This window comes from Pseudomonas farsensis (assembly GCF_014268805.2).
GTDB classification, from domain to species: domain Bacteria; phylum Pseudomonadota; class Gammaproteobacteria; order Pseudomonadales; family Pseudomonadaceae; genus Aquipseudomonas; species Aquipseudomonas farsensis.
In genome coordinates this window covers 540751-566069 of sequence record NZ_JABWRF020000003.1, presented here as the reverse complement: position 1 = coordinate 566069, position 25319 = coordinate 540751, and the positions used below count along the sequence as shown (strand labels likewise).

The following is a 25319-nucleotide window of genomic DNA, read 5'->3' as shown; positions in this document are numbered from 1 at the left end:
GCAGGCCTGTACCGGCCTCATCGCAGGCTGGCGCCAGCTCCCACAGAGGCCATGCCCAACCGCAACATTGCTGGTTGAACCCAATCCTATGGGAAATGATAGACAGTTGTGGCGAGCGGGCTTGTCCCGCGTTGGGCTGCGCAGCAGCCCTGAAAAACAAGGGGCTGCTGCGCAGCCCAACGCGGGGCAAGCCCGCTCGCCACAAGGAGATATGCCTGGCGAAAACAGGGTTGTACAAAACCATAGAATCTCCCACAAGGGCGGCTCACTGCCACACCATCGAGGTCTGGCCCAGATACCTGTGGGAGCTGGCGCCAGCCTGCGATGAGGCCAGCACAGGCTTGTACAAACCCATGAAATCTCAAGCGCCGCCTCAGAAGTCCCAGCGCGTGGTGACCATGAAGTTACGCGGTTCACCGTAGATGGCCGAGTTATAGAACCCGACATTGGTGTAGTAGTACTTGTCGAAGATGTTGTTGACGTTGAGCGTGGCCGACAGGTTCTTGGTGATCTGATAGCGGCTCATCAGGTCCACCACCCAGTAGGACTCCTGGGTGACGTCCTCGTTAACGCCCTTGGGGTTGTTCCAGATCTGTTGCCAGGCTTTGTTCTGCCAGCGTGCGCCACCACCGACGGTGAGTTTGTCCAGGTTTCCACTGAGCTTGTAGGTGGTATAGACGCTCATCTGGTCTTCAGGCTCGAAGGTGGACAGCTTGATACCGTTGCTGTCGCGCACCACTTTGTGGGTGTAGCCGCCTTGTACCTGCCAACCGGGGGCCAACTCGCCGGACATTTCCAGCTCGTAGCCCTTGGTGGTCGCCTTGCTGCCCTTGAACGCGTAGTTGGGCGGGGTCGGCGTCTGGTTGTTGAAGGCATCGTCCGGCACCGAGCGGTTGCTTTCCTTGACCTCGAAGTACGCCAGGCTCGCGTTCAGGCGGCCGTCGAAGAATTCGCTCTTGATGCCGACTTCGTAGTTCTCGCCTTCATCCGGCTCGATCAGCTTGTTGTCGCGGTCGCGGTTGTAGTTTTCCTGGGGCATGAACACGTCGGTGTAGCTGGCGTACACCGAGAAGTTCTCGTTCAAATCGTAGATGGCGCCCGCATAAGGGATGAAACGCCCGGATTCGGTATAGCTCGGGGTCAGCCCGGTAAGGCTGTAATTGACCACGCGGCCGCCCAGCAGCACCTTGAGGTCGTCGGTGACGTTCAGGCGGGTGGTGAGGTACACGCCGGTCTGGCGGATGACGTCGTCGGTGCGCTGCGACACTGGGCCCCAGTCGGGCCTGGGCAGGTTGCCGTGCCAGTTGTTGTAGTCCACACGGTTGGGGACCGAGAAGGTTTCGTCCCAGTAGCCCTTGCCATCCCAGTGGGCCTTGCTGATCGAGCCGCCAAGCACCAGGTCGTGCTCGCGGCCGAGCATGCTGAATGGGCCACTCACGTACAGGTCGGCCGAATCGCTGGTGGTGTCGCCTTTATAGCGTTGCGCGTTGATCTCGGCGCTGCCGTCGGGCAGCGGCTGGTCGAACTGGATGGCGCCCATCTGCGCATCGTAGCCGTTGTACTTGTGGTCCAGTTGCAGCTTGGTGACCCAACCATCGCCCATCTGGTGCTCAAGCGTGGCGAACACCGTGCGGGTGTACTGCTGCCAACTGCTCCAGTCGGTGGCGTTGCTGAACGAGCGCTTGGCATCGTTGCGCTCGCCCCTGGAGTTGAGCAGCGGGAAGCTGCCCGACCAGGTGGAACCCTTGGGGTCGTTGTTCTGGTAATCGGCGCCCACGGTCAGCATCGTGTCGGGGGACAGGTCGAATTCGAGAATGCCGTAGAACACCGAGTTCTCGCTCGAATAGCGGTCGATGAACGAGTGCTTGTCCTGGTAGGCCACCACTGCCCTGCCGCGGACGTTGCCGGTTTCGGTCAGCGGGCCGCTCACATCCAGTTCGCTGCGGTAGTTGTCCCAGGAGCCCGCGCCCAAGGTGGCATGGCCTTGGAAGTCGGCAGTGGGCTTCTTGCGCACCAGGTTGATGGTGCCCCCCAGCGAGCCTGCGCCGCTCAGCAGGCCGGAGGCGCCCTTGAGCACTTCGATACGGTCGTAGATGGCCATGTCGCTAAGAGTGTTGCCCGCCGAATAGGCGACGTTGCGCACGGCCGAGGGAATGCCGTCGTACTGGAAGTTGTTGATCGAGAAACCGCGGGAATAGTAGTTGGTGCGGTCGGTGTCATAGGCCGACACGGTAATGCCCGGCGTGTGGCGCATCACCGCGTCGACGCTGTTGAGGGCAAAGTCATCCATGTGCTGGCGGGTAACCACGCTGATCGACTGCGGGGTTTGCCTGGGCGTGAGTACCAGCCGGGTGGCCGTGGCGATGGTGCCGGGCGTGTAGGAGCCGGTGCCCTCGGTGACCGTGCCCAGCTGGTTGCTGATGACGTTGGTTGCACTGAGCTCCACGGCGCCAGCGCTATCGGCGACGGGCTCAAGCGAATAGTTGCCGCCGTTATCCAGAGCCTGAAGGCCGGTACCGGCCAGCAGCACGGCCAAGCCATCGGTAACGGAATGGCTGCCATTGAGCCCGGCGCTGCGCTTGCCGGCAGTGAGCTGGGCATCGACCGACAGCAGGATGCCGGCCTCACTCGCAAAGCGGTTCAGCGCCTGGTCCAGGTTGCCGGCGGGGATGGCGTAGCTGCGCGATTGCTCACTGGCGCTGGCCTGCGCCGCAGGCAGTGCGAGCAACAGCGGGCCGCTGCAGAGCAAACCGGCAAACAGGGCGTGACGAACCGCATGGCTCAGTTGAGAAATGGATGTCGTGGGCAGATACGGCACTCTGAATGTTCCTCTTGAGAATGCTTCTTGGTTGGATTCAAGAGGTATCCCGAGCGAGTCGGCAAAACCGACAAGGGTGGCTGAATTTTTTTTGTAATACCGATGGCTACGCCTGTCAGGCCGCGCTGACGGTGGCCCATAAGCGGGTCAGGCGGTGCACTTTCACCGGCAGCGACTGCTCCAGCGCCAACAGCACGCGGTCGGTGTCTGCCAAGGGGAAAACGCCCGTCAGCGGCAGGCCTGCCACGGCCGGGTCGCAGCGCAACAGGCCGGGGCGATGGCGAGCGAGTTGCTCGACGAACTCGCCCAGCGGCGTGCGTTCGGCGATCAGGCGGCCATCCTGCCAGGCGATGGCGTTGGGGTTGGCCTGCACGACGGCACCGACCTGGTTTGCATCAAACCCGCAACCTTGCCCGGCATGCAGGCGCATGGCCCGAGCATGCCTCGGGCGCAACTCGAGTTCGCCTTCGAATAGCTCGACCTGGCACCGCTCGCCATGCTGATACACCGAAAAACGCGTGCCCAGCGCCTGGATTTCGCCGGCTGCGGTGTCCACGATCAACGGGCGTTGTGCGGCGTCTTGCCCGCTGTCCAGCAGCAACTCCCCTGCTAGCAGGCGAATGCGCCGTTCGCTTGCGCTGAACAGGATATCGACCGCGGTGCCGCTGTTCAGGCTTAGCCGGCTGCCATCGGCCAGGGTGTGCTGAAGGCGTTCGCCGGTGCCGCTGCGCAGGTCTGCCATCGCCTCGCGCCAGGGCAGTTGCGATTGCACGAGGTAGCCGCTGCCGCCCACCAACAACAATGTACCGAGCAGTTTCAGCGCCTGCCGGCGGCGCGCATCGGGCTGCTCGCGCAGCACCGTCAGGGCGGTACCGGTTGGCACACCGCTCAGGGTACTTTGCAGTTGCTCAAGGCGCAGCCATGCGCGCTCATGCTCTGGGTCGGCAGCGCGCCATTCGACGAAGCGCCGCAGTTGCTCGCTGTTCAGCTCGCCTCCCCAGTGCAGCATCAACCAGTGGCTGGCCTGCTCGATGATGGTTGCGGCAATGGGCGCTTCGCTTTTCATTCGGCGTACAACACCTGATAGCAGGCGGTGATGGCACGCAGCATGTACTTTTGCACCGAGCTGACGCTGACCTGCAGCCGCTCGGCAATCTGCGGATAGGTCAGCCCTTCGAACTGCGACAGCAAAAACGCCTCACGGACCTTGGCCGGCATGCTGTCGAGCATGGCATCGATCTGCATCAGGGTTTCGATGACGATGGCCCGGGCTTCCAGCGACGGGGTTTCTGGCTCGGGCAGCGCGGCCAGGCTGTCGAGGTAGGCTTGCTTGATACGCTGGCGGCGCCATTGGTCGATGACCAGGTTACGGGCGATCTGCGCCAGGAACCGACGCCCATCACCCTGCTCCGGCATGCGGCGCGTGACCAGCAAGCGCAGGAAGGTGTCTTGGGCAATATCCGCCGCTCGCTCGCGGTCACCCAGGCGCACGCGCAGCCAGCCCTGCAACCAGCCATGGTGGTCACGATAAAGGCTATTGAGGGGGTGCGAGGTGGCGTCAGGGGGCACTGTGCTTTCCCAGGAATGAGCTGCGGATAGGAATCAGTTGCGATTGTAGAGTGGGAGCGTGACTTTGGGAACAGATGCAGGGCGGTGGCCAGTTCTATCCCGACAATCAGTCGGTCAGGAGCGCTGTGATTTGACGAAGATGCCTCCACCAAGGCCCCTTGCTAAACTCGCCGCCCTGGATACCGAGAAGCCGCAATGAAATGGACCACAGCAGTGCTCGCTGTCGCTCTCTCGCTGGGCGGGTGCGCGGGTAGCAAACAAACCTGGCAAGCGGCTTGTTCGACGGACGCGTCCACCCACCAGACGACCCTGATGGTCAGCCCTGTCGATATAGAAAGTACAAGCTGGATGCTCCCCAGGCCGGTGTACTACTTCCCGGTGATTCGCAAGGAAGGGAATGAGCTGCTGGTTGGGGTGATGTCCGCCGGCAGGGCCAGGCTGCCGGTAGGTACCGTGCAACTGATGGTCGACCAGCACGAGGCCTGGACCATCACCCCGCAGGAGAACCCGGTGAGCCTGTCGCCGGTGCTTTTCTCGAAGGGTGGGGCTGACTCGCAGGACGCCGCGTCGCAAATGATGGCCCCCTACACATTGGCCTCCGGCGACAAAGCGAAGCGGATCATCCGTGAGCTTGCGGCTGGGCAGACGCTGCGCTACCGCATTGGGGCTATCGACCAAGCGGGTGCGACAACAGGCGAAGCGGTTATCGATCGCTCGTTCGCCCAGGCGCTTCGGGCGATCGGCGTTGATGCCGAGCCCCTGCTACCCGAACCAGCCACTCAACCACGCTGCGCCCAGCGCCACTAGCGCGGTATTGAGACAGACCAGCATGAAGCCGAACCTGACCAGTTCGCCTTCCTCCTTGGCGTGGGTTTTAGCAAGCCCAAGGATCAGCATCACCACCGACAGCGAGCCCAGTGCTGCATGCCCTGCCGCGCTGTTCTGAACGGCCGCCAGCAATAGCCGAGAGGATTCGGGCAGCATCGCGATGGCCGGCATGAAGATCGCGTTGCCGCCGACATTCGACCCGGTCATATAGCCTGACAGCGCGCCAAACACGGCAACCAGCGACGTCGCCGCGGTGGGCGACAGGCCCGCCAGCAGTTGCATCAAACCCGTAAGAAAACCTGCCTTCACCATCATCTGCGACATGGCGAGAAAGAAGAAAATGGTCAGCAACGGCCGTTTCGCCCGCGCCAGCAGCGCAGCAGGCAAGTTGGCCTCGTGGGCTGTGTCGCGTTGTGTGTTGCGCGTGTAAAACCTTAGCCAGATCAGCACCAGAACCAGTGCCAGGCCGGGTGAGGCGAGTGGTTTCCAGGTGACCTGGGCACCCTGTACAACCCAGTGATCTGGCCAGGAGGTAGTCGTCCACAGCACCTTCAACCCGACAATGCAGACAATCAGCACCAGGTACGGCCATGCCTGACGAGGCCATTGCACCGCCCCGCTCCCGCTGTCGTTGCGGTGCAGGCGCCACAGCCCCGCCGCGAGTACCGCTGCTGCCGTCACCAGGCCCGCAGCAACGCCGGCCACTTCCGGCCCCAGCCAACGGCTGGCACCGTAGAGCACGCCCGCAAACAGCAGCCAGAACGCGCCCAACGCCAGCCATTCGCGCATGTTACGAACGCCTGCAAGAAAGAGCGCGGTTGCACTCAGTGCCAAAAATACCGGTGCGCTGGTCAGTGCCGAGGTTGATGCCAGCGCAGAGGCGTCCAGGTGAACCAACGAAGCACCAATCACCGATGCCAGGCCCAGCGTTCCCCACGGCATGATCGCCATACCGGTCAGCGCTATGCGTAGCGCCACCCGGCGTTCGAAGAGGCTGAGCAGCAGCGGCACCGTAGCGATCAATGACACGCCGAAACCGGTCATCGCTTCGAGCAACGGCGCCAGCCCAAGGACAATGAACACTACCTGATCGCCGCGTCCAAGCCCCAGTGAGCGCACCCACTGGCTAAGCGCAAGGTTGACGCCCATACGCTCGATGAAAATCACGAAAACCAGCCCTGGAACGATCACGAACGCCGTACTTGCAAACAGCACGGCGGTGTCTTGCGCGGCGGCCAGCATACTGCCCAGGCGCCACGCATCGGCAGCACCGGCAAACCACAGCACCATGACCAACACAGTGCCTGCCATAGCGGCGTGGACCGGCGGCCTACGCAGCACGACGAGCATGGCTGTAACCAACAGGACAGGGGAAAGATGGAACAGTGCGAGCATGCCGATAATATCCTGTGTGAATTCCAGACCCAGGCTGCGTATGCAGGCTGCTGGCAAGATAATATTTCTCTGCCCTAGATAAAGGCGCGCAGTTTTCTGATAGTTTTCGAGAAAATTTCTCACGGGTTTGCTATGGCAAAGAAGGACGCTGCACCTGAATCCTTGGACAAATTCGACCGCGCCATCCTCGACCTCGTCCAGCGCGACAACACCCTGCCACTGCGCCTTATGGCCGAGCAGGTCAATCTTTCCACGGCCGCCGTTCAGCGCCGCATCAAGCGAATGGAAGAAGGCGGCGTGATCACCGGCAACGTAGCCATCGTCGACCCCACGGCTGTCGGGCGGCCGATCACGATCATTGTGGAAGTCATGGCAGAGCGCACCAGCATCGACGCGCTGGAGGCGATGAAGGCACACTTTGCGGTGCCCGAAGTTCAGCAGTGCTACTACGTCACCGGCGAAGTGGATTTCGTGCTGGTGTTAACCGTTGCCAGCATGAATGAATACCAGGCTTTGGCACGGCGATTGTTTGCCGAAAACGCCAACGTTACCTGGTTCAAGACAATCGTGGCGCTGGACCGGGTGAAGGTCGGGCTGGATGTGCCGAGCGGGGTTTGAGGCTCAAAGCGGCAAACTGCGACGAACCGTTATCGAACTGAAGCAAACATTTTGCATCCTTGTCGGCAGCCCAAGAGTTGCATATGATACTAAGTCTCATTTGCATCGATTCAGTGGCAACTCATGGCATCCGTCGACAGTGCTCAGCTCACGGCTCTTTACGAACAGCAACACCGCTGGCTGCGTGGGTGGCTGTGTCGGCAACTGAGCTGTTCACACCGCGCCGCTGATTTGATGCAGGACACCTTCATGCGCCTGTTGCTCAGCAAAGAGGCGGTTGAAGTCCGACAGCCCCGACCGTTTCTGGCCAAGGTGGCACGTAGCGTCCTGTCCAACCACTACCGCCGCGCACGCCTGGAAAAAGCCTATCTGGATGCGATCCAGGCGCAAGACGAAAACGTGCTGCCAGACCTGGCGACCCAAATGATTATTTTCGAGACACTGGTTCGGCTCGACGAAGCGCTCTGTAAATTGGATGTCGCCGTCAAAAAGGCCTTCCTGTGGTCGCAGCTGGATGGCCTCAGCCATGGGGAAATTGCCGAGCGGCTGGGTATTTCAATCGCTACCGTCAAACGCCACATCATCAAGGCAGGTGCGCAGTGCATGCTGGTGACGGACGCGCTGGAATGACGAGCGCCGACAACGCCTTCACCCGAGAACCCGCGCTATCACCGAAAATGTGTGAGGAGGCGATGGCGTGGTGGCTCGATATGCAGGAAGCCAATTTCGATTCACCCGCACAGGCCGCTTTCATGGCATGGCGTGGTGAACACCCGTTGCATGAGTTGGCCTGGGAAAAAGCCTTGGCGCTGGCGGCGCAGCTAGACTCAGTGCGTACCCGAGGCGATCCAGACCTTGCCCGACAGGCCCTGTTGCATTCTTCTGAGAATGGGTTGAGCAGGCGACGGGCCATCAAGGGCCTTGCCTTGCTGCTGACCACAAGCGCGGGTGCCTGGCTGGCCCGAGACAGCGAAGTGGTTTCGCGCTTGAGCGCCGATTACGCGACAGGCGTTGGCGAGCAGCGACGCGTCGCACTGAACGCCAACCTGTCGTTTGATCTCAATACCCGCAGCGCGATAAATGTCCGTCATACCGATCATCGCTGGGACCTTCGATTGCTCAGCGGCGAGGTCCTGGTCGACACGGTTTTGAACCAGGCGCTCGCCATCGACACCCCTCAGGTTCGCGCGCAGGCGGCCTCGGCGCGCTTCACGGTACGCCAATTGGACAATGGCTCGACTCAGTTGGCGGTCTATCGTGGCTCACTTCAGGTAATCCCGGCAAAAGCGAGCACGTGGACGTCCCTGCAGGCCGGACAATTGGCTCGGTTCGGGCCGCTCGGGCTGGTGGATCAGGCTGCACTGCAAGCCAACGCAGCAGCCTGGACAGAAGGCATGATCATCGCCAACGGCCAACCGCTGCAGGCTTTTCTGGATGAACTGGGTCGGTATCGTCATGGGCATCTGGGGTGCGACCGCGCATTGGCCAACCTGCCTGTATGGGGCACCTACCCGCTGGCAGACAGCGATCGAATCATCGATGCCATTGCCCAGACGCTGAAACTGGATGTGCAGCGTTTCACTCGCCTGTGGGTCAACTTGCGCGCCTTGCCGGCAACCGTGTGAGCTATTTTCGTCTTCGATGAGCCGTTTTGATTTCTGGCGAGACTTATAGGCCATACATCAAAAATCATCGGGAAACTTCACATGCATCACCGCAGTGTTTCGTACTACCCAACCTTGCTCGCCACCACTATTGGTTGTGCTACAGCGGTTCTTGTCGCCACATCATCGCCAGTGTGGGCCGCCACCGACAGCAGCGTGCAACATTACGAAATTCCCCCGGCGGCACTGGGCACTGCGCTCACCCAACTGGGTCAGCAAGCCCATTTGCTGCTGTCGTTTCCCAATGACCTGATTGCCGGGCAAATCAGCCCTGGCCTCAAGGGTGACTACACGGTCGACGGCGCCCTGGAAGCGCTGCTCGCGGGCAGCCAACTGGTTGCGGTTCGTCAACCCGATGGACGCTATATCCTCCAGCAAGCGCCAGCCTCTACCAGCCTGGAGCTCCAGAGCATATCCATTTCGGGCAAAGCGCCCGGGTCGACCACAGAGGGTACCGGGCTCTATACCACCTACTCCTCCAGCAGTTCGACCCGCCTGAACCTGACCCCCAAGGAGACTCCGCAGTCGCTGACCGTCATGACCCGCCAGCGCCTGGATGACCAGCGCCTGACCAATCTGAGCGATACCCTCGATGCCACACCGGGTGTCATCGTGTTGCGCGATGGGCTGGGGGCCGAATCCGACGGTTACTTCTCCCGGGGCTTCGAGATCCAGAACTTCGAAATCGACGGTGTGCCCACCGTCAAGCGCATGGACAATTACACCCAGAGCATGGCCATGTATGACCGAGTGGAGGTGGTGCGCGGTGCGACCGGCCTGATCAGCGGCCTGGGCAGCCCTTCAGCGACGATCAACCTGATCCGCAAGCGCCCGACTGCCGAAGCGCAGGCCAGCATCTCTGCGCAAGCCGGTAGTTGGGACCGCTACGGTACCGGCTTTGATGTATCTGGGCCGCTGACCGAAAGCGGCAATGTTCGCGGCCGCCTGGTTGCCGACTTCAACACCGAGCAGTCCTGGATCGACCGCTACAAGCAGGACTCGCAACTGATCTACGGCATTACCGAGTTTGACCTGACTGAAGACACGTTGCTGACCCTGGGTTTCAGCTATCAGCAAACGGACGTCGACTCCCCCATGCGCTCCGGCTTGCCGACCCGCTTCAGCGACGGCTCTCGCAGCGACCTCAAACGCTCGCTCAATTCGGCCCAGACCTGGTCTTACAACGACCATGTTCAAACCAGCTTTTTTACCTCGATCGAGCGGCAGTTCGCCAACGGCTGGAGCGGCAAGATCGAACTGACCCACTCCGAAAACAAGTTTGACGAGGTCTTCAACTACGTCAACGGCAGCCTCAACCCGGACGGAAGCGGTACCACACAGTTGCCAGTGCGCTTTTCCGGTACCCCGCGCCAGAACAACATCGATGCCTACTTGACCGGCCCATTCGGCCTGTTGGGGCGCGAGCACGAGTTGATTGCCGGCGTGACCTTGTCCCACTACTACGAGAACGTGCCAAGCTACGGCGGCTGGAAATACGACTATTCCGGCTCTGCGGCCGGCGCGATCGACAACCTGCTGAACTGGAACGGCGACTCCGTGAAACCTGAGTTCAACGTCACGGGCAAATCCACTACCGACGAAAACCAATACGCGGCCTATCTTGCCACGCGCCTGCACACCACCGATGATCTCAGTATCCTGCTGGGCAGCCGGTTGATCGACTGGCATCGTGACATCGAGGATAAACCCTACAACGCCGAGCAAACCAAGACCAAGGAGTCGGAAACCGGCGTCTACATCCCCTACGCTGGCGTGGTGTATGACATCAACGATACGTGGTCGCTGTATGCCAGTTACACGAAAATCTTCAACCCCCAGTCGTCCTGGGTTCGCGACATCGACAACAAACCACTCGATCCGATGGAGGGCACCGGCTATGAAGTCGGCGTCAAGGGCAGCCACTTCGACGGCAGGTTGAACTCCAGCGTCGCGCTGTTCAAGATCGAGCAGGACAACCTGGCGATCTGGATCGATACCCCGGGCGGTAATACGTACAAGTCGGAACAGGGAACCACTACCAAAGGCGCTGAATTCACCCTGGACGGAGAGCTGGCCGAAGGCTGGCAGGCATCTGCCGGCTATGCCTATGCGGTCAGCACCGACGCTGACGACCAGCGTATCGTTACCAACCTGCCTCGGCACAGTCTCAAGACCTTCACCAGCTATCGCCTGCCGGGGGTTCTGGAAAAGCTCACCGTTGGCGGCGGAGTCAACTGGCAGAGCAAAACCGGCACCGATCTGCACACCTTTACTCAGGGTAGCTACGCCGTCACCCACCTTATGGCTCGGTACGACTTCAACCAGCACTTGAGTGCGTCAGTCAATCTCAACAACGTGTTTGACCGTGAATACCTCAGCTATGCCGGCGACCACGGTATGTACGGTGCGCCAAGAAACATCATGACGGGTATCAAGTACAACTTTTGAGCCAGACAGCGGGACGATCATGGCACTACTGATCTACAGCTTTTGCCCTGTGGCGACCCGTGGTGGAGGACCGCTTTAAGTCGGAAGCCCATGTGCCTGTCCGCTACCGACCTTTTGCTGACCCTCACGATTGGCAGAAACTGACGGAAGATTCTACTAACCAACTGCAAACCACCATGGGCCAGAACGATGACCACACCCTGCGACGCCGAGATTGAACAGACCGAAGAAGAGCTAACCAACTGTATCCATGACCTATTTCTGAACAACGAATACATCGAATGGCGGAAGGCACTCAGATCATTTTCCGCCGGTGAGTGGCATCTACTGACAGCAAGCTTGGAGAATCGTAATACGCCTACTACGGCATTCCTGGAGTTCGGCGAGGGAATTCACTCGAAACTGGTGTTCAGCCATATCGAAGCACCTGACCACATCGAGTCGCAGATGCTTATGCTGCAGTTCACGGTGTCTGGAAGCATGTGGCATTGCGTGGTCTGGCATTGCCCAGAAGCAAACTGATGGCCGAGTAACCAAGGAGTGCCAGATTTCTCGTTAGCGATGCGTAGCCAGACTGCCGGCAAACACGACCGAAGGTTTCCGCATGCGGGGCATTTTGATCAATGAAAAACCCGAGTGCCACAGCTGTTTACACTCCCGAAGCAGGCCCCGCCCACTGCCCAAGAAACTCAGCAATCCTGCTCTCGATCCCACTCTCAACCGTCCGCAGCCGCAGAATGGAGATGCCACTCTGCGCCAGGATTTCATTTTTCATGGCGTCCCGAGCCGCCTGCACAGGGTGATCGTGGTACCCGCCATCAACCTCAATCACACCGACTGGCGTCTTCCCTACTTTGAAATAGATCACGAAGTCACAACTGGCGCGCCTCATGAACGCTCGCTGCGGCTCCGTCCATTGCGCGTTGTCAGGCGCTGCAAGCTGATCCAGCTTGATCTGGGTATGCCAGGTCAACGCCTGATACGCCGGGGCCGACATTGCTTCGCGCAGCAACTGTGCCCCGATCTGCTCAGACTTGTAGCGCGAGTCCTCGGGCCGCAGGCGGGAATTCAAGCGTGCCAACGACTGGTCGTACTCGCGATAGAGTAAGTCGAAGGCCGACACCACCGGCGCGCGTACGCTTTGCTTATCCTGGCCGTAATAGCTGATGTAGCGAATCAATGCGGCGATAGGGCCATTGTTCGCTGTGAACACCTCATCACCCGTCACCAGCGTGAAGCGATTCTTGGCCCGCGACACAGCCACGTTGACCATGCAGGCGTCATCGACGAAATCGAGGCGCCTTTGCGTCTGGTTATAGCGCTTCTTGTCCAATACGGTCGAGAAGACAATCTCGTCGCATTCGCGCCCTTGAAACTTGTGCACCGTGTCATTGACGAAGTCCGACGGCAAGTGCGTGGCAGAGAGGGTGGCTTGCGCGCGGAATGGGGCGATGTAACCGCGGCCTTCGCGATCTACACCCACGGGGTCACCATCGCTTTCAAGCACCGCCAGCAATGAGTCCAACTCACGGAGGTTAGTGTTATCGCGAGCATGATTTCCCTTGCCTGTCACCACCAGCCACATGGGGTCTTCGCCGTTGTCCACGGTCATCGGCACCAAGGCATTGTCATAGAACTGCTGGTTACAGAACTGAATGATTCTAGGATGGCAGCGATAATGCTCTTTCAATAGCGTCCTCGGTAGCGCATCCTTAAACACCTCGATGCACGAGTCCAACAGGCTGTAGCGCTCGCAATCATAGGCTTCGGCCGGCGCCGGGAGTCCAAGCTTTACAGGGATGTGCGGCAACTGGCGGTTATCGCCGACCACGATCAGGTTCTTGGCGCAGCCCAATGGCAGAATGCCCGGCACTATGTCCTGCAGTGAGGCTTCGTCGATGATCACATAGTCAAGGATCGCCCCAGGTGCGAGCGAATTGACGATGGAGTGCGTGCCGCTAGCCACAATAGGAAATCGTTGCATGAAGGCATCGAAATTGTTGCGGTAGTTACTAGCATCGAAGCTGATTCGAGTTCGCTGCTGCCCTGACAGGTGCTGCTTCAAATACTGCATCGATGTACTTGTCAGCCCTTCCAGCAATTCAGTGAAATTTGCGCGTACCAACGATTCACGGCAGGCCCGCAGCTCGGCGTCCTTGTCCTTCAGCGCTTTGTCATAGAAATGCAACTGCAACGCATGGAATGCGGCGATGCGCGCTTGGCCCTCGGCGAAAGGTTTGGTGCGGAACACCCGAAACTTGAACAGCAACTCGATGCGGTCCTTGAGCTGAACGCGCCGTTCCCCCAAGTACGCCAGGTATGCCATGAGGTCTGCCGTCTTGCGCGGGGTGAGCCCGTACTTGTCCAATGAGCTTTCGGTCTGCACACCGTTGCGTGCCCACCATTGCTGTAGGTAGCGCCGCTCGATGACCAGCTCATCCAGTTCGATCTGCAGTTGCGCGGCTCTGTTATGGTCTTGAAGGTGCTGTTTCAAGCGGGTCAGCAAGGCTTGAATTTCATCCGCAGACGCCGCCGGCCCGGGTTCACCGCTCGGCCACGCTGGCAGGTCGGCGAAAAAGGTCTCGCGGTTCTGCTTGTTGCCTAACTTGGCTACCAAATAGCCCAAGCCACATTTCTCAAGCTTTTCGTAGACGTTTGCCACGGCCGCATTGTTATTGGACAACACCGCCACTGTTTGGCCGCGCAACACGATATTGGCCAGGATGTTGAGGATGGTCTGGGTCTTACCGGTGCCGGGCGGCCCTTCGATCACGCTGATTTGCGCGCTGAACGCCCGCTCAACTGCGTGGTACTGACTTTCATTGAGCCCAAACGGATAAATGAGCCCTTGGTCTGGCGCCAGCGTGCCATTTCGCCCGGTACAATAAGCCTGCAAGGCAGTGCTTGCGACAGGAGGCAGCTTGCCGAGCTGGGCCGCGACATTGCTTGCTATATCACGGTCAACCTTGGACTGCGCTTGGGACTCTCGTGCATTGGCAACGTCCGCAAAATAGCGGAAAACTGGCGCCTCCCTCAGCGAGGTTGGTGCAGCAAAGACGATCCCAGCCATCTTGTGTAAATAAGGCTTGCTGGAACCTGGGTAGTGCACCACCGCGTAGCGCTCACCGTAGATCATCGCTTTATCAATGGGCTTGACGATCTTGCTGCCGGGTTTGATCAGCAGAACATTGCTTAGCTCTCGGGAGGGAGAAACACGACAGTTGCTGAGCGGGCGAGTAGATTTTCTACCGGACGTAAAATGACAGGTGAGTTCAAACACATCGTGCTTGTCGCTCCAGCGAATCGTCCAGTCGCTGATCGTTGAAGTCTTGTCCTCACCATCCATCTGTATAGACGTCATATTCCCTTGCCTGTGCGCCGAATGCTGCTTCCTTGCGAAACATCATAATGCCATTACCACAAACGGACTTGATAGCCGTCCTCGCACTACCCGTATCAAACTCTACGATCAGCAATCGAAAGTTCCCCCAACTTGAATCCCCCCGCCCCAACGTCCACCATAGGCCCAATCCGCCTGTAGACTTTTTTCCACGCAGGCCCTCGCTCCCACCCCGTGGCAGACCATGAAAACCAAGAACTACCAGACCATCGCCGAGAGCATCGCCCTGCTGCTGTTCCCCCATGCCGAGGTCGTCGTGCATGAGGTCAAGAGCCAGAGCATCGTTCATATCGCCAACAACTTTTCCAAGCGCAAGCTGGGCGATGACTCGGCGTTGGAACAGGACATGGACGAGTTTCGCCGCTCGCCGAGCATCGGCCCGTACGAGAAGACCAACTGGGATGGGCAGAAGCTGCGCTCGGTGACCAGCGTGCTCTATGACGAGCAAGGCGAGCCTGAGTACTTGCTGTGCATCAACCTGAATTTCTCGGTCTTGCAGCAGGCCCACGAAGCGTTGAGTGCGTTCTTCCAGGTCAGCCGGCTGATTGCGCAGCCAGAGGCGCTGTTCAAGGATGACTGGCAGGAACGGATCAACACGTTCCTGCAAACCTGGCTGCGCGAGCATGGCTTGTCGCTGCGTACCCTGGCTGCAAAAGACAAGCGCAGCCTGGTTCAGGCGTTGTATGCCGAAGGGGCGTTCGAAGGCCGCAGCGCGGCGGACTATGTGGCCAATGTGCTGAACATGGGGCGGGCGACTGTTTACAAGTACCTGAAGGAACTTCGGGGCTGACGGGATGGCTTGGGTTTTACCCATGGCTTTCAAGGTTTTTGAGTGAAGGCGCCAATTCGGCACCAGACAATTCTCCTTGTGGTGAGCGGGCTTGCCCCGCGTTGGGCTGCGAAGCAGCCCTAAACCCACATCCATCAAAGCGTTGAATGCTGTTGTGCAAACACCGAGCAGCCAGCGCGTGCACTTTGAACAGCACAGACCTCAGGGCCGCTTCGCAGCCCAACGCGGGGCAAGCCCGCTCACCACAAAAAAACTCACCGTCGTTAACTGTCAGCAGGCTTGCCACAAAAAGAATATGAGTCTACCGTAGACAAATATTCCACAATGGCGAGCACCTTCCCGTGCCCGCTCGCCCCGATTGCCGAGAGGAACACGATGTCCGCCGATGCCAACACCCTGCTCTCCCTGTATGAAGCCATCAGCGAAGCGCACGAAGCGCTGCGCCCGCAGGTCAGCGTCACCCCACTCAGCCACAGCGCGCATCTGTCTGCCCTGACGCAGTGCCAGGTCTACCTGAAATGCGAACACCTGCAACACACCGGCTCGTTCAAGTTCCGCGGCGCCAGCAACAAGCTGCGCCTGCTGCCTGAAGCACAGCGCGCGGCCGGCGTGGTCACGGCGTCTTCCGGCAACCACGGCCAGGGGCTCACGCTTGCCGGCAAGCTGCTGGGCGTGCCAGTCACGGTGTACACCGCCACCACGGCATCCAAGTACAAAGTCGATGCCATCCGCGCCTTGGGGGCCGAGGTGGTCAGCCTCGACCTGGACCCACTCGGGGTGGAGCTGGAAGGCGGGCGCCAGGCCGAGCTGCAGGGCAAGCCATTCGTCTCGCCCTACAACGACCCACAGGTGATCGCAGGCCAAGGCACCATCGGCATCGAACTGTTCCAGCAGCAGCCCGAACTGGACGCGGTGTTCGTGGCGGTTGGCGGTGGCGGGCTGATTTCCGGGATTGGCGCTGCGCTGCGGGCGCTCAGCCCGAAAACCGACATCATTGGCTGCTGGCCGCAGAACGCGCCGACGCTGCAGCGCTCGCTTGAAGTGGGGCACATCATCGAAATGCTTGAAGACGAAACGCTGTCCGATGGCACCGCCGGTGGCGTAGAGCCAGACAGCATTACCTTCCCCCTGTGCCAGAGCCTGATTACCCGCACGGTGCTGGTCAGCGAGGATGACATCAAAACCGCCATGCGCGATGTCGCCAGCGGTGACCGCTGGATCATCGAAGGCGCAGCAGCGGTGGCCGTCGCCGGCATGAAGAAACTCGCCGAGCAATACCGCGGCAAGCGCGTGGCGGTGATCATTTGTGGGCGCAACATCACCTTCGAGAAGTTTCTTGGGGCGGTGCAATGAAGGTATTCAGCAAAGCGCAAATCGTCGCCAGCCTGGACCTGGAACTTGCCGTACAGCGCCTGCAGGAAGGTTTCGTCTCGTTCTCGGCGGGCCAGGTGCAAGTGCCGCCGGTGCAGGCGTTTGCCTTTAACCAGGCCAACGGCGACTGCTGCGTAAAGTCGGCCTTTGTAGAAGGCAGTGACACCTTCACGGTAAAGGTGTCGACCGGCTTTTACGACAACCCGGCCAAGGGCCTGGCGAGCAACGACGGCCTGATGATGGTGCTGTCGGCCACCACCGGCCAGCCACTGGCGCTGCTGCAGGATGAAGGCTGGCTGACGTGCATCCGCACAGCACTCGCTGGGCGCATCGCTGCACGCCTGTTGGCCCCCCGCCAGGTCAACGCCATTGGCATCATCGGCACCGGCACCCAGGCGCGCATGCAGCTAGAGCAACTGCGCGCCGTCACCGACTGCCGCAAGGTGATTGCCTGGGGGCGCAACGAGCCTGGGCTGGCTGCGTTCGAAGCCTTTGCCCATGGGCTGGGGTTCCAGGCCAGGACCACACGCGATGCCGCCGAGGTGGCCGGCATGGCCAACCTGATCGTTACCACCACCCCGTCCCGCGAGCCGTTGCTGCAAAGCCACTGGGTGCAGCCCGGCACTCATATCACCGCAGTCGGCGCTGACACTGCCGGCAAGCAGGAACTCGACCCTGCGCTGGTGGCACGGGCCGACCGCATCATCGTCGACTCGCTGGTGCAATGCAGCCAGTACGGCGAAATCTCCCACGCGCTCAAGGCCGGGTTGATCAGCTTGGGCCAGTTGGCTGAGCTGGGCGCCCTGCTGGCCGGGCAGGCCAAGGGCCGCGAGGATGACCAACAGATCACCCTGGCCGACCTGACCGGTGTCGCGGTGCAGGATGCGCAGATTTCCAACTGCGCCCTGGCCTGCATGCATGCATAGCTGATGCTCGGCTACCTAACGCTGGGCAATGCACGGGGAGACAAACAACTCCCCGCACCACGCCCCGCGCAGGGTACGCCAGGCGACCAGTAGCCACAGCATCGTCAGCGCCACCACCAACAGCTGGCCAAACACGCTGAAAAAGCCCAACCCGAGCCAGGCTGCCAGTTTCAAGGTGGCCAGGCAGTACACCCCAAGCGGAAAGGTGAACCCCCACCAGCCGAGGTTGAACGGCATGCCCTGGCGCATGTAGCGCAGGGTGATCAACACGGCAGTGAGCAACCACCACAACCCGGCGCCCCACAGCACCAGCCCCGCCACCAGCCCAAGGCCACGCGCCACCTCGCCCAGGCTGCCCAGGCCATTGGCGGCGAACACCGCCGGGGCGTCACCGCCCAGTAGCAGCATGCCCAGTGCACCGGTGCCGATCGGGCCCAGCGCCAGCCAGCTGGAGGCGGCCATGTTGGCCGGCGGCAATTTGTGCAAGGCCATGCGCAGCATGAGGATGGTCAGGATGCTGAACGCCACCGGCAGCGACACCGCCCACAACACGTAGCTGGTGATCACCACCTGAAACTGCTCCTGCGCATCGCCCAGGTGCGGCGCCAGCAGCCCCCCGCTGGCGGCAGCGACTTCGGCGGCCACCACCGGCAACAGCCAGACTGCGGTCATCTGGTCGATGCTGTGCTCCTGGCGGGTGAACATCAGGTAGGGGATGGCCACCCCGCACAGTAGCGCCAGCCCCACATCCAGCCACCACAGCGCCTCCACCCAAGGCACAACGGCCTCACCCCAACGCGCCAGGCCGAATACCAGCGCGCCGTTGAGAATGGTGGCCAGGCCCATGGGGATGGTGCCGAAGAACATCGACACCGTGGAGTGGGCGAAAATGCGCCGCGCCTCGTCGAAGAACAGCAACCAGCGGGCGCCATACAGGACGCAGAACAGGCTGAACAAGCCAATCGTCAGCCACCACAGGCCTTCAGCCAAGCCATCGAGCAGCGCAATGTGCAATTGATGAAACGCCAAGGCCAATACGCCTGTGCCCATAGTCGCGGCGAACCAGTTGGGGGTGAATTGGCGGATCACCTCGCGGGGGTGGGCCAGTGCGCTGAAGGGGCGCCAGCAGGCAGGGCGCGTTGGGGTGCAGGGCATGGGTTGTCTCCGGGCCTTGTGTAAGGTGGAGTCAATCTTATGCCTTCGAAGAATATCTATATAACGGGTATTTTCTCTATCTGTTATCGGTTTTGAAGATATACGGGAATACTTCCTCTGGGCTTATGCTACAGCCGGCTCTCTGCTCACAAGGATGCGTCATGCTCGCCGCACTCAAAGGCTACCCCAGCGCGGTACGCCTGCTGCTGTTCACCACTTTCACGCTGACCATGGCCCGCGCTATCACCCTGCCCTATCTGGTGGTTTACCTGGCAACGCATATGGGCCTGTCGGTCGGACGGGTCGGCTTGCTGGTCGGTGGCGCGATGTTTGTTGCCTCGGCGCTGTCGCTGTATGGCGGGCACCTGGTCGACCGGCTGCGCAACCACACGCTGATCGTGGCCTGCAGCGCAGTGTTCGGCTTGTCGTTCCTGGGCATTGTCGCCAGCACCTGGGCGTTGCCGTTCTTCTGTTGCCTGGTGGTGGCCTACCTGGCCCAGACGGTGGTAGACATCGCCGCCAAGGCCGGCTTCTGCGCCCTGCTGCCCGAGGCGCGGCGAGCCGAAGCCTTCGCCATCAAATACACCTTCAACAACATTGCCTGGGCTGCGGGGCCAATGCTTGGGGTGTTGTTGATCGAGCTCGATGACCATCTGCCATTTCTGTTCAGCGCGGCGATCGGCCTTGGCCTGGCAGTGTTTTATCAGCGCTTTGGTGAACGCGGCCTGGCAAGCCCCGCACAGGACAAAAGCACAGCCGGCTTCGCTCAGGTGGGGTTGAGCCTGCTGCGGGACACGCGGCTGGTCTGCTTCACCCTGGGCGGCATGCTCAGCGCCGTGGTGTTTGGCCAGTTCACCGCGTACCTGTCGCAGTACCTGGTGGTCACCCTGCAAGACCCGGTGCAGGTCGCGCGCCTGGCCGGCTACCTGGTCACCAGCAACGCCCTGACGGTGATCGCCCTGCAGTACGTAATCGGCCGGCGCATCAGCCGCCAGCACCTGCTGCCCTGGCTGATGGCCGGCATGGCGCTGTTCATCGCCGGTTTGCTGGGGTTCTCCATGGCGTCGTCAGTCCCGGCCTGGTGCCTGGCCATGGTGGTCTTCACCCTGGGCGAAATCATCGTGATCCCGGCCGAGTTCATGTTCATTGACCTGATTGCCCCGCAGCCGCTGCGCGGCGTGTATTACGGCGCGCAGAACCTGTCGAACCTCGGCGCCGGCCTGGGCCCTGCGTTGGTCGGCGCAGCGCTTGGCTGGATGGCGCCTGCCGGGGTGTTCTATCTGCTGATCGGCTCGGTAATACTGGCGGCGGTCTTCTATCGCCTGGGCACCCGCCGCAGCCACTGAGGCCATAGCCTGCGACGTCCTGCCACTGCGACCAACGTCGGCGCTGACGAAGGCTCTGGCGCGTGCCAGACTGATTGATCGGGACCGCGTTCCATTTCTTGCTCCGGAGTTTGCATGTCGTTGTCCAGCGGGCTGATCGCCGCCGTCGCCCTCGGCTATATGGCCATCATGTTTGCCATCGCGTTTTATGGCGACCGCCGCAGCACCCCGCTGCCCCCGCGCGTGCGTGCGTGGGTGTACAGCCTGTCGCTTGCGGTGTACTGCACCAGTTGGACCTTCTTCGGCGCGGTCGGCCAGGCCGCCGAACAGCTGTGGGCGTTCCTGCCGATCTACCTGGGGCCGGTGCTGCTGTTGGTTTTCGCACCCTGGGTGGTGCAGAAGATGGTGCTGATCAGCAAACAGCAGAACATCACCTCGATTGCCGACTTCATTGCCGCCCGCTACGGCAAGTCGCAATCGTTGGCGGTGGTGGTGGCGCTGATCTGCCTGGTCGGCGTGTTGCCGTATATCGCCTTGCAGCTCAAGGGCATCGTGCTCGGGGTGAACCTGCTGATCGGCGCCAATGCCGACGCCACCGGCAGCCGCGTGCAGGACACGGCACTGGTGGTGTCGCTGGTGCTGGCGCTGTTCGCCATCGTGTTCGGTACCCGCAGCCTGGATGTGACCGAGCACCACCGGGGCATGGTGCTGGCCATCGCCTTCGAGTCGATCGTCAAGCTGCTGGCGTTTCTGGCGGTAGGGGTGTTCGTGGTGTTCAACCTGTACGACGGTTTTGACGACCTGTTCACCCAGGCGCGCCAGTCGGTGCAGTTGGACAGCTACTGGAAAGAGACCATCAACTGGCCGTCGATGGTGGTACAGACCGCCGTGGCGATGATGGCGATCATCTGCCTGCCGCGCCAGTTCCACGTCACTGTGGTTGAGAACATCGAACCCCAGGACATGCGCCTGGCGCGCTGGGTATTCCCGATGTACCTGGCGCTGGCTGCGCTGTTCGTAGTGCCGATTGCCCTGGCCGGGCAGATGCTGCTGCCCGGCACGGTGATGTCCGACTCGTTCGTGATCAGCCTGCCACTGGCCGAGGCCCACCCAAGCCTTGCCCTGCTGGCGTTCATTGGCGGCGCGTCGGCGGCCACCGGCATGGTGATCGTCGAGGCGGTGGCGCTGTCGACCATGGTTTCCAACGACATGCTGTTGCCCTGGCTGCTGCGGCGCAACAACGCCGAGCGCCCGTTCGAGGCATTCCGCCACTGGATGCTGTCGGTGCGCCGTGTGACCATCGTGGTGATCCTGCTGCTGGCCTACGTCAGCTACCGTCTGCTCGGTTCCACCGCAAGCCTTGCCACCATCGGCCAGATCGCCTTTGCCGCCGTGACCCAGCTGACCCCGGCCATGCTGGGTGCGCTGTACTGGAAGCAGGCCAACCGCCGTGGCGTGTTCGCAGGCCTGGCGATGGGTATTTTCCTGTGGTTCTACACCCTGGTGCTGCCGATCACCGCGCACAGCCTGGGCTGGCCCCTTGAGCTGTTCCCCGGCCTTGCCTGGCTGCACGGCAACCCGCTGAATTTGCCGATTACCCCGCTCACCCAGGGCGTGGTGTTGTCGCTGGCAGGTAACTTCACCCTGTTCGCCTGGGTGTCCATCCTGTCGCGCACACGGGTATCGGAGCACTGGCAGGCGGGTGCGTTCATTGGCCAGCAAACCAGCGCCCGGCCCAGCAGCAAGCCGCTGCTGGCGGTGCAGATCGACGACCTGCTCAACCTGGCCGCACGCTTTGTCGGCGAGGAGCGCGCCCGGCAAAGCTTTATCCGCTTCGCCTACCGCCAGGGCAAAGGCTTCAACCCCAACCAGAACGCCGATGGCGACTGGATCGAGCACACCGAGCGGCTGCTGGCCGGTGTGCTGGGCACCTCGTCCACCCGTGCGGTGGTCAAGGCGGCCATCGAAGGGCGCGAGATGCAGCTCGAAGATGTGGTGCGTATCGCCGACGAAGCCAGCGAAGTGCTGCAGTTCAACCGCGCACTGCTACAAGGCGCCATCGAGAACATCAACCAGGGCATCAGTGTGGTCGACCAGAACCTGCACCTGGTGGCCTGGAACCGCCGCTACCTTGAGCTGTTCAACTACCCCGAGGGGCTGATCAGCGTCGGCCGGCCCATCGCCGATATCATCCGCTACAACGCCGACCGCGGCCTGTGCGGCCCAGGCGAGGCGCAGGTGCACGTGGCGCGGCGCCTGCACTGGATGCGCCAGGGCCGGGCGCACTCCTCCGAGCGGCTGTTCCCCAACGGCCGGGTCATCGAGCTGATCGGCAACCCCATGCCCGGCGGTGGTTTTGTCATGAGCTTCACCGACATCACCCCATTCCGCGAGGCCGAGCAGGCCTTGCGCGATGCCAACGAGAGCCTGGAGCAACGGGTTGCCGAACGTACCCATGAGCTCTCGCAACTCAACCAGGCGTTGTCGGAGGCCAAGAGCCGCGCCGAGGCGGTCAGCCAGTCCAAGACCCGCTTCCTGGCTGCGGTCAGCCACGACCTGATGCAACCGCTGAACGCCGCGCGGCTGTTCTCCGCCGCCCTGTCGCAGCAAGCCGAAGGCTTGAGCGAGGAAGCCGGGCAACTGGTGCAGCACATGGACAGCTCGCTGCGCTCGGCCGAAGAGCTGATCAGCGACCTGCTGGACATCTCGCGCCTGGAAAACGGCAAGATCACCCCGGACGTCAAAGCGTTTGCCCTGAACGATCTGTTCGACACCCTGGGTGCCGAATTCAAGGCGCTGGCCGCCGAAAAAGGCCTGGCGTTCCGCTTGCGTGGCAGCCGCCTGCGCATCGACAGCGACATGAAGCTGCTGCGCCGGGTGCTGCAGAACTTCCTGACCAACGCCCTGCGCTACGGCAAGGGCCCGATTCTGCTGGGTGCGCGGCGCCAGGGCGGGCAGCTGTGGCTGGAGGTCTGGGACCGTGGCCCTGGTATCGCCGACGACAAACTGCAAGTGATCTTCCAGGAATTCAAACGCCTGGACAGCCACCAGACCCGCGCCGAAAAAGGCCTGGGGCTGGGCCTGGCGATTGCCGATGGCCTGTGCCGAGTGCTCGGCCACCCGCTTGAAGTGCGCTCATGGCCAGGCAAGGGCAGCGTATTCCGCGTCGGCGTGCCCATCGCCCGTAGCCCCGCGCCGGTGCTACAGGCCCCGGTCGAGCAACCTGGCCAACCCCTGGCGGGGTTGCAAGTGCTGTGCGTGGACAACGAAGACAGCATTTTGATCGGCATGCACAGCCTGCTCAGCCGCTGGGGCTGCCAGGTGTCCACGGCGCGTAACCAGGCCGAATGCGAGGCGCTGCTGGCCAAGGGCTTACGCCCGCACCTGGCGCTGGTGGACTACCACCTGGACGACGGCGAGACCGGCACCGGGCTGATGGGCTGGCTACGGGCGCGCCTGGGCGAGCCGGTGCCGGGGGTGGTGATCAGTGCCGACGGGCGCAACGAAACCATCGCCCTGGTGCATGCCGCAGGCCTGGACTACCTGGCCAAACCGGTCAAGCCTGCCGCCTTGCGCGCCCTGCTCAATCGGCATCTGAGCCTGGTTCAGTAACCGGCTCCTCGCCCAGCGCGCGCTCGATCAGATCGGCCGGCAAGCTTTTGCTGGCCCGGGCGCCGAGCAGCTTCAGTTGCTCGCTGCGGCTGACCAGGTTGCCGCGCCCTTCGCAGAGTTTGTTGCGCGCCGCGGCGTAGGCTTTGTCGACCTGTTGCAGGCGGTTGCCCAGCTCGTCCAGGTCCTGAATGAACAACACGAACTTGTCGTACAGCCACCCGGCACGCTCGGCGATTTCGCGGGCGTTCTGGCTCTGGCGCTCCTGCTTCCACAGGCTGTCGATCACCCGCAAGGTGGCCAGCAGGGTGGTCGGGCTGACAATCACGATCTGCCGGTCGAACGCTTCCTGGAACAGGTTCGGCTCCGCCTGCAAGGCTGCGGCAAACGCCGCCTCGATGGGCACGAACAAAAGCACGAAATCCAGGCTGTGCAGCCCGTCGAGGCGGTTGTAGTCCTTGCTCGACAAGCCTTTGACATGGCTGCGCAGCGACTGCACATGCTGCTTGAGGGCGCTTTCGTCGTTACCCGACACCCACTGCTGATAAGCGGTCAGGCTGACCTTGGCGTCGACCACTATCTGCTTGTCACCCGGCAGCATGATCAGTACGTCGGGCTGGAAGCGCTCGCCATCGGCGCTTTTCAGGCTGACCTGGGTCTGGTACTCGCGGCCCTTCTCAAGGCCTGCGTGCTCCAGCACCCGCTCCAGAATCAGCTCGCCCCAGTTGCCTTGGGTTTTCTGGCCCTTCAGCGCCTGGGTAAGGTTGGTGGCTTCGTCTGACAGGCGCAGGTTGAGCTGTTGCAGGCGTTCAAGCTCCTTGCCGAGCGAGAACCGTTCGCGGGCTTCTTGCTGGTAGCTTTCTTCGACACGCTTTTCGAACGCCTGGATGCGCTCCTTCAACGGGTCGAGCAACTGGCCAAGGTGCTGCTGGCTGGTCTGGGCGAAGCGCTGCTCGCGTTCGTCGAATATCTTCCCGGCCAGCTCGGCAAATTGCGCACGCAAGGTATCGCGAGCCTGCTGCAAGTCTTCCAGGCGCTGCTGGTGGCTGTCCTGCTGTTCGCGCAGCTCAGCTTCCAGGCGCGCGGCCTGGGCCTCGAGGCGGCGCAGTTCGGCTTCGCGGTTGACGCGCTCGATGTGCCAGGCGTGGGCGGCGTCACGGGCGTTGTCGCGGTCGATCTGCAACAGCTCAAGCTCGCGGCCCTGGGCGGCCAGTTGGGTCTGTTTGAGGGTGTTGGCTTCAGTGAGGTCGCTGACCTCGTCGCGGTTGGCGTCAAGCTGCGCCTGCAAGCCTGCCTGGGCCAGCAAGGCGCTGTTCAGGCGCTCTTCAAGCAAGGTTTGCTCGGCGGCCCGAGCGCCCTGGCGGCGCTGCACCTGCATGACCCACGCCAGGCAAGGCAAAGCC

The 25319-nt window shown here is 61.6% G+C and carries 18 protein-coding genes; 11 read left to right on the top strand and 7 right to left on the bottom strand.

Going from position 1 to position 25319, the window contains the following annotated elements; all coding sequences use genetic code 11:
* Positions 1 to 373: 373 nt before the first annotated feature.
* The 3 genes from HU719_RS18800 to HU719_RS18790 form a co-directional block, all read right to left on the bottom strand.
* Entirely contained in the window at positions 374 to 2818 is a 2445-nt protein-coding gene (locus tag HU719_RS18800) for a TonB-dependent siderophore receptor (protein ID WP_186535763.1), read from the bottom strand.
* Positions 2819 to 2933: 115 nt separating this feature from the next.
* The gene (locus HU719_RS18795) at positions 2934 to 3884 is read right to left on the bottom strand and encodes a FecR domain-containing protein (protein WP_186535762.1); all 951 of its coding nucleotides are present in this window, start codon (positions 3882 to 3884) and stop codon (positions 2934 to 2936) included.
* Positions 3881 to 4387 (bottom strand): sigma-70 family RNA polymerase sigma factor, encoded by a 507-nt coding sequence (locus HU719_RS18790; protein ID WP_186535761.1) that lies wholly within the window; start codon positions 4385 to 4387, stop codon positions 3881 to 3883. The genes HU719_RS18795 and HU719_RS18790 overlap by 4 nt, the downstream gene beginning before the upstream one ends.
* 195 nt (positions 4388 to 4582) lie before the next feature.
* Between HU719_RS18790 and HU719_RS18785 the strand changes: the two genes are divergently transcribed.
* On the top strand, positions 4583 to 5194 hold the full coding sequence (locus HU719_RS18785) for a hypothetical protein (RefSeq protein ID WP_186535760.1): 612 nt from the start codon (positions 4583 to 4585) through the stop codon (positions 5192 to 5194).
* Here the strand turns inward: HU719_RS18785 and HU719_RS18780 are convergent.
* Positions 5150 to 6610, bottom strand: a complete 1461-nt coding sequence (locus tag HU719_RS18780) for an L-lactate permease (RefSeq protein WP_186535759.1) — start codon at positions 6608 to 6610, stop codon at positions 5150 to 5152. The genes HU719_RS18785 and HU719_RS18780 overlap by 45 nt on opposite strands.
* Before the next feature lie 132 nt (positions 6611 to 6742).
* On the opposite strand from HU719_RS18780, the gene HU719_RS18775 reads away from it, so the two are divergent.
* From HU719_RS18775 to HU719_RS18755, 5 genes are all read left to right on the top strand, one after another.
* Entirely contained in the window at positions 6743 to 7228 is a 486-nt protein-coding gene (locus HU719_RS18775; protein WP_186519634.1) for an Lrp/AsnC family transcriptional regulator, read from the top strand.
* Between the two features lie 123 nt (positions 7229 to 7351).
* Positions 7352 to 7858, top strand: coding sequence for a sigma-70 family RNA polymerase sigma factor (locus HU719_RS18770; protein WP_186519636.1), 507 nt, complete (start codon positions 7352 to 7354; stop codon positions 7856 to 7858).
* Positions 7855 to 8853 (top strand): FecR domain-containing protein, encoded by a 999-nt coding sequence (locus tag HU719_RS18765; protein WP_186535758.1) that lies wholly within the window; start codon positions 7855 to 7857, stop codon positions 8851 to 8853. The genes HU719_RS18770 and HU719_RS18765 overlap by 4 nt, the downstream gene beginning before the upstream one ends.
* A gap of 81 nt (positions 8854 to 8934) precedes the next feature.
* On the top strand, positions 8935 to 11340 hold the full coding sequence (locus tag HU719_RS18760) for a TonB-dependent siderophore receptor (protein ID WP_186535757.1): 2406 nt from the start codon (positions 8935 to 8937) through the stop codon (positions 11338 to 11340).
* Between the two features lie 189 nt (positions 11341 to 11529).
* Positions 11530 to 11862: a hypothetical protein gene (locus HU719_RS18755; protein ID WP_186535756.1), complete on the top strand. Its 333-nt coding sequence runs from the start codon at positions 11530 to 11532 to the stop codon at positions 11860 to 11862.
* A 127-nt stretch (positions 11863 to 11989) separates the two neighbouring features.
* Here the strand turns inward: HU719_RS18755 and HU719_RS18750 are convergent, their stop codons facing one another.
* Positions 11990 to 14701 (bottom strand): AAA domain-containing protein, encoded by a 2712-nt coding sequence (locus HU719_RS18750; protein ID WP_186535754.1) that lies wholly within the window; start codon positions 14699 to 14701, stop codon positions 11990 to 11992.
* A gap of 223 nt (positions 14702 to 14924) precedes the next feature.
* Between HU719_RS18750 and HU719_RS18745 the strand changes: the two genes are divergently transcribed.
* The 3 genes from HU719_RS18745 to HU719_RS18735 all read left to right on the top strand — a co-directional run bounded on the left by HU719_RS18745 (position 14925) and on the right by HU719_RS18735 (position 17827).
* Positions 14925 to 15530 (top strand): helix-turn-helix transcriptional regulator, encoded by a 606-nt coding sequence (locus HU719_RS18745; RefSeq protein ID WP_186519646.1) that lies wholly within the window; start codon positions 14925 to 14927, stop codon positions 15528 to 15530.
* 375 nt (positions 15531 to 15905) lie between these two features.
* Positions 15906 to 16883 carry a threonine/serine dehydratase gene (locus tag HU719_RS18740; RefSeq protein ID WP_186535752.1) on the top strand — a complete coding sequence of 326 codons (978 nt, stop codon included), beginning with the start codon at positions 15906 to 15908 and terminating at the stop codon, positions 16881 to 16883.
* The gene (locus HU719_RS18735; RefSeq protein WP_186535751.1) at positions 16880 to 17827 is read left to right on the top strand and encodes an ornithine cyclodeaminase family protein; all 948 of its coding nucleotides are present in this window, start codon (positions 16880 to 16882) and stop codon (positions 17825 to 17827) included. Before HU719_RS18740 ends, HU719_RS18735 begins: the two co-directional genes overlap by 4 nt.
* A gap of 15 nt (positions 17828 to 17842) precedes the next feature.
* Here the strand turns inward: HU719_RS18735 and HU719_RS18730 are convergent, their stop codons facing one another.
* Positions 17843 to 18982 (bottom strand): TDT family transporter, encoded by a 1140-nt coding sequence (locus tag HU719_RS18730; RefSeq protein WP_186535750.1) that lies wholly within the window; start codon positions 18980 to 18982, stop codon positions 17843 to 17845.
* Positions 18983 to 19143: 161 nt separating this feature from the next.
* Here HU719_RS18730 and HU719_RS18725 point away from each other — a divergent pair, with 161 nt between their 5' ends.
* Positions 19144 to 20328: an MFS transporter gene (locus HU719_RS18725; protein WP_186535749.1), complete on the top strand. Its 1185-nt coding sequence runs from the start codon at positions 19144 to 19146 to the stop codon at positions 20326 to 20328.
* Between the two features lie 114 nt (positions 20329 to 20442).
* Positions 20443 to 23919 carry a hybrid sensor histidine kinase/response regulator gene (locus HU719_RS18720; RefSeq protein ID WP_186535748.1) on the top strand — a complete coding sequence of 1159 codons (3477 nt, stop codon included), beginning with the start codon at positions 20443 to 20445 and terminating at the stop codon, positions 23917 to 23919.
* Here HU719_RS18720 and HU719_RS18715 read toward each other — a convergent pair.
* Positions 23891 to 25249 carry a DNA recombination protein RmuC gene (locus HU719_RS18715; RefSeq protein WP_186535765.1) on the bottom strand — a complete coding sequence of 453 codons (1359 nt, stop codon included), beginning with the start codon at positions 25247 to 25249 and terminating at the stop codon, positions 23891 to 23893. The genes HU719_RS18720 and HU719_RS18715 overlap by 29 nt on opposite strands.
* Between the last annotated feature and the right edge of the window lie 70 nt (positions 25250 to 25319).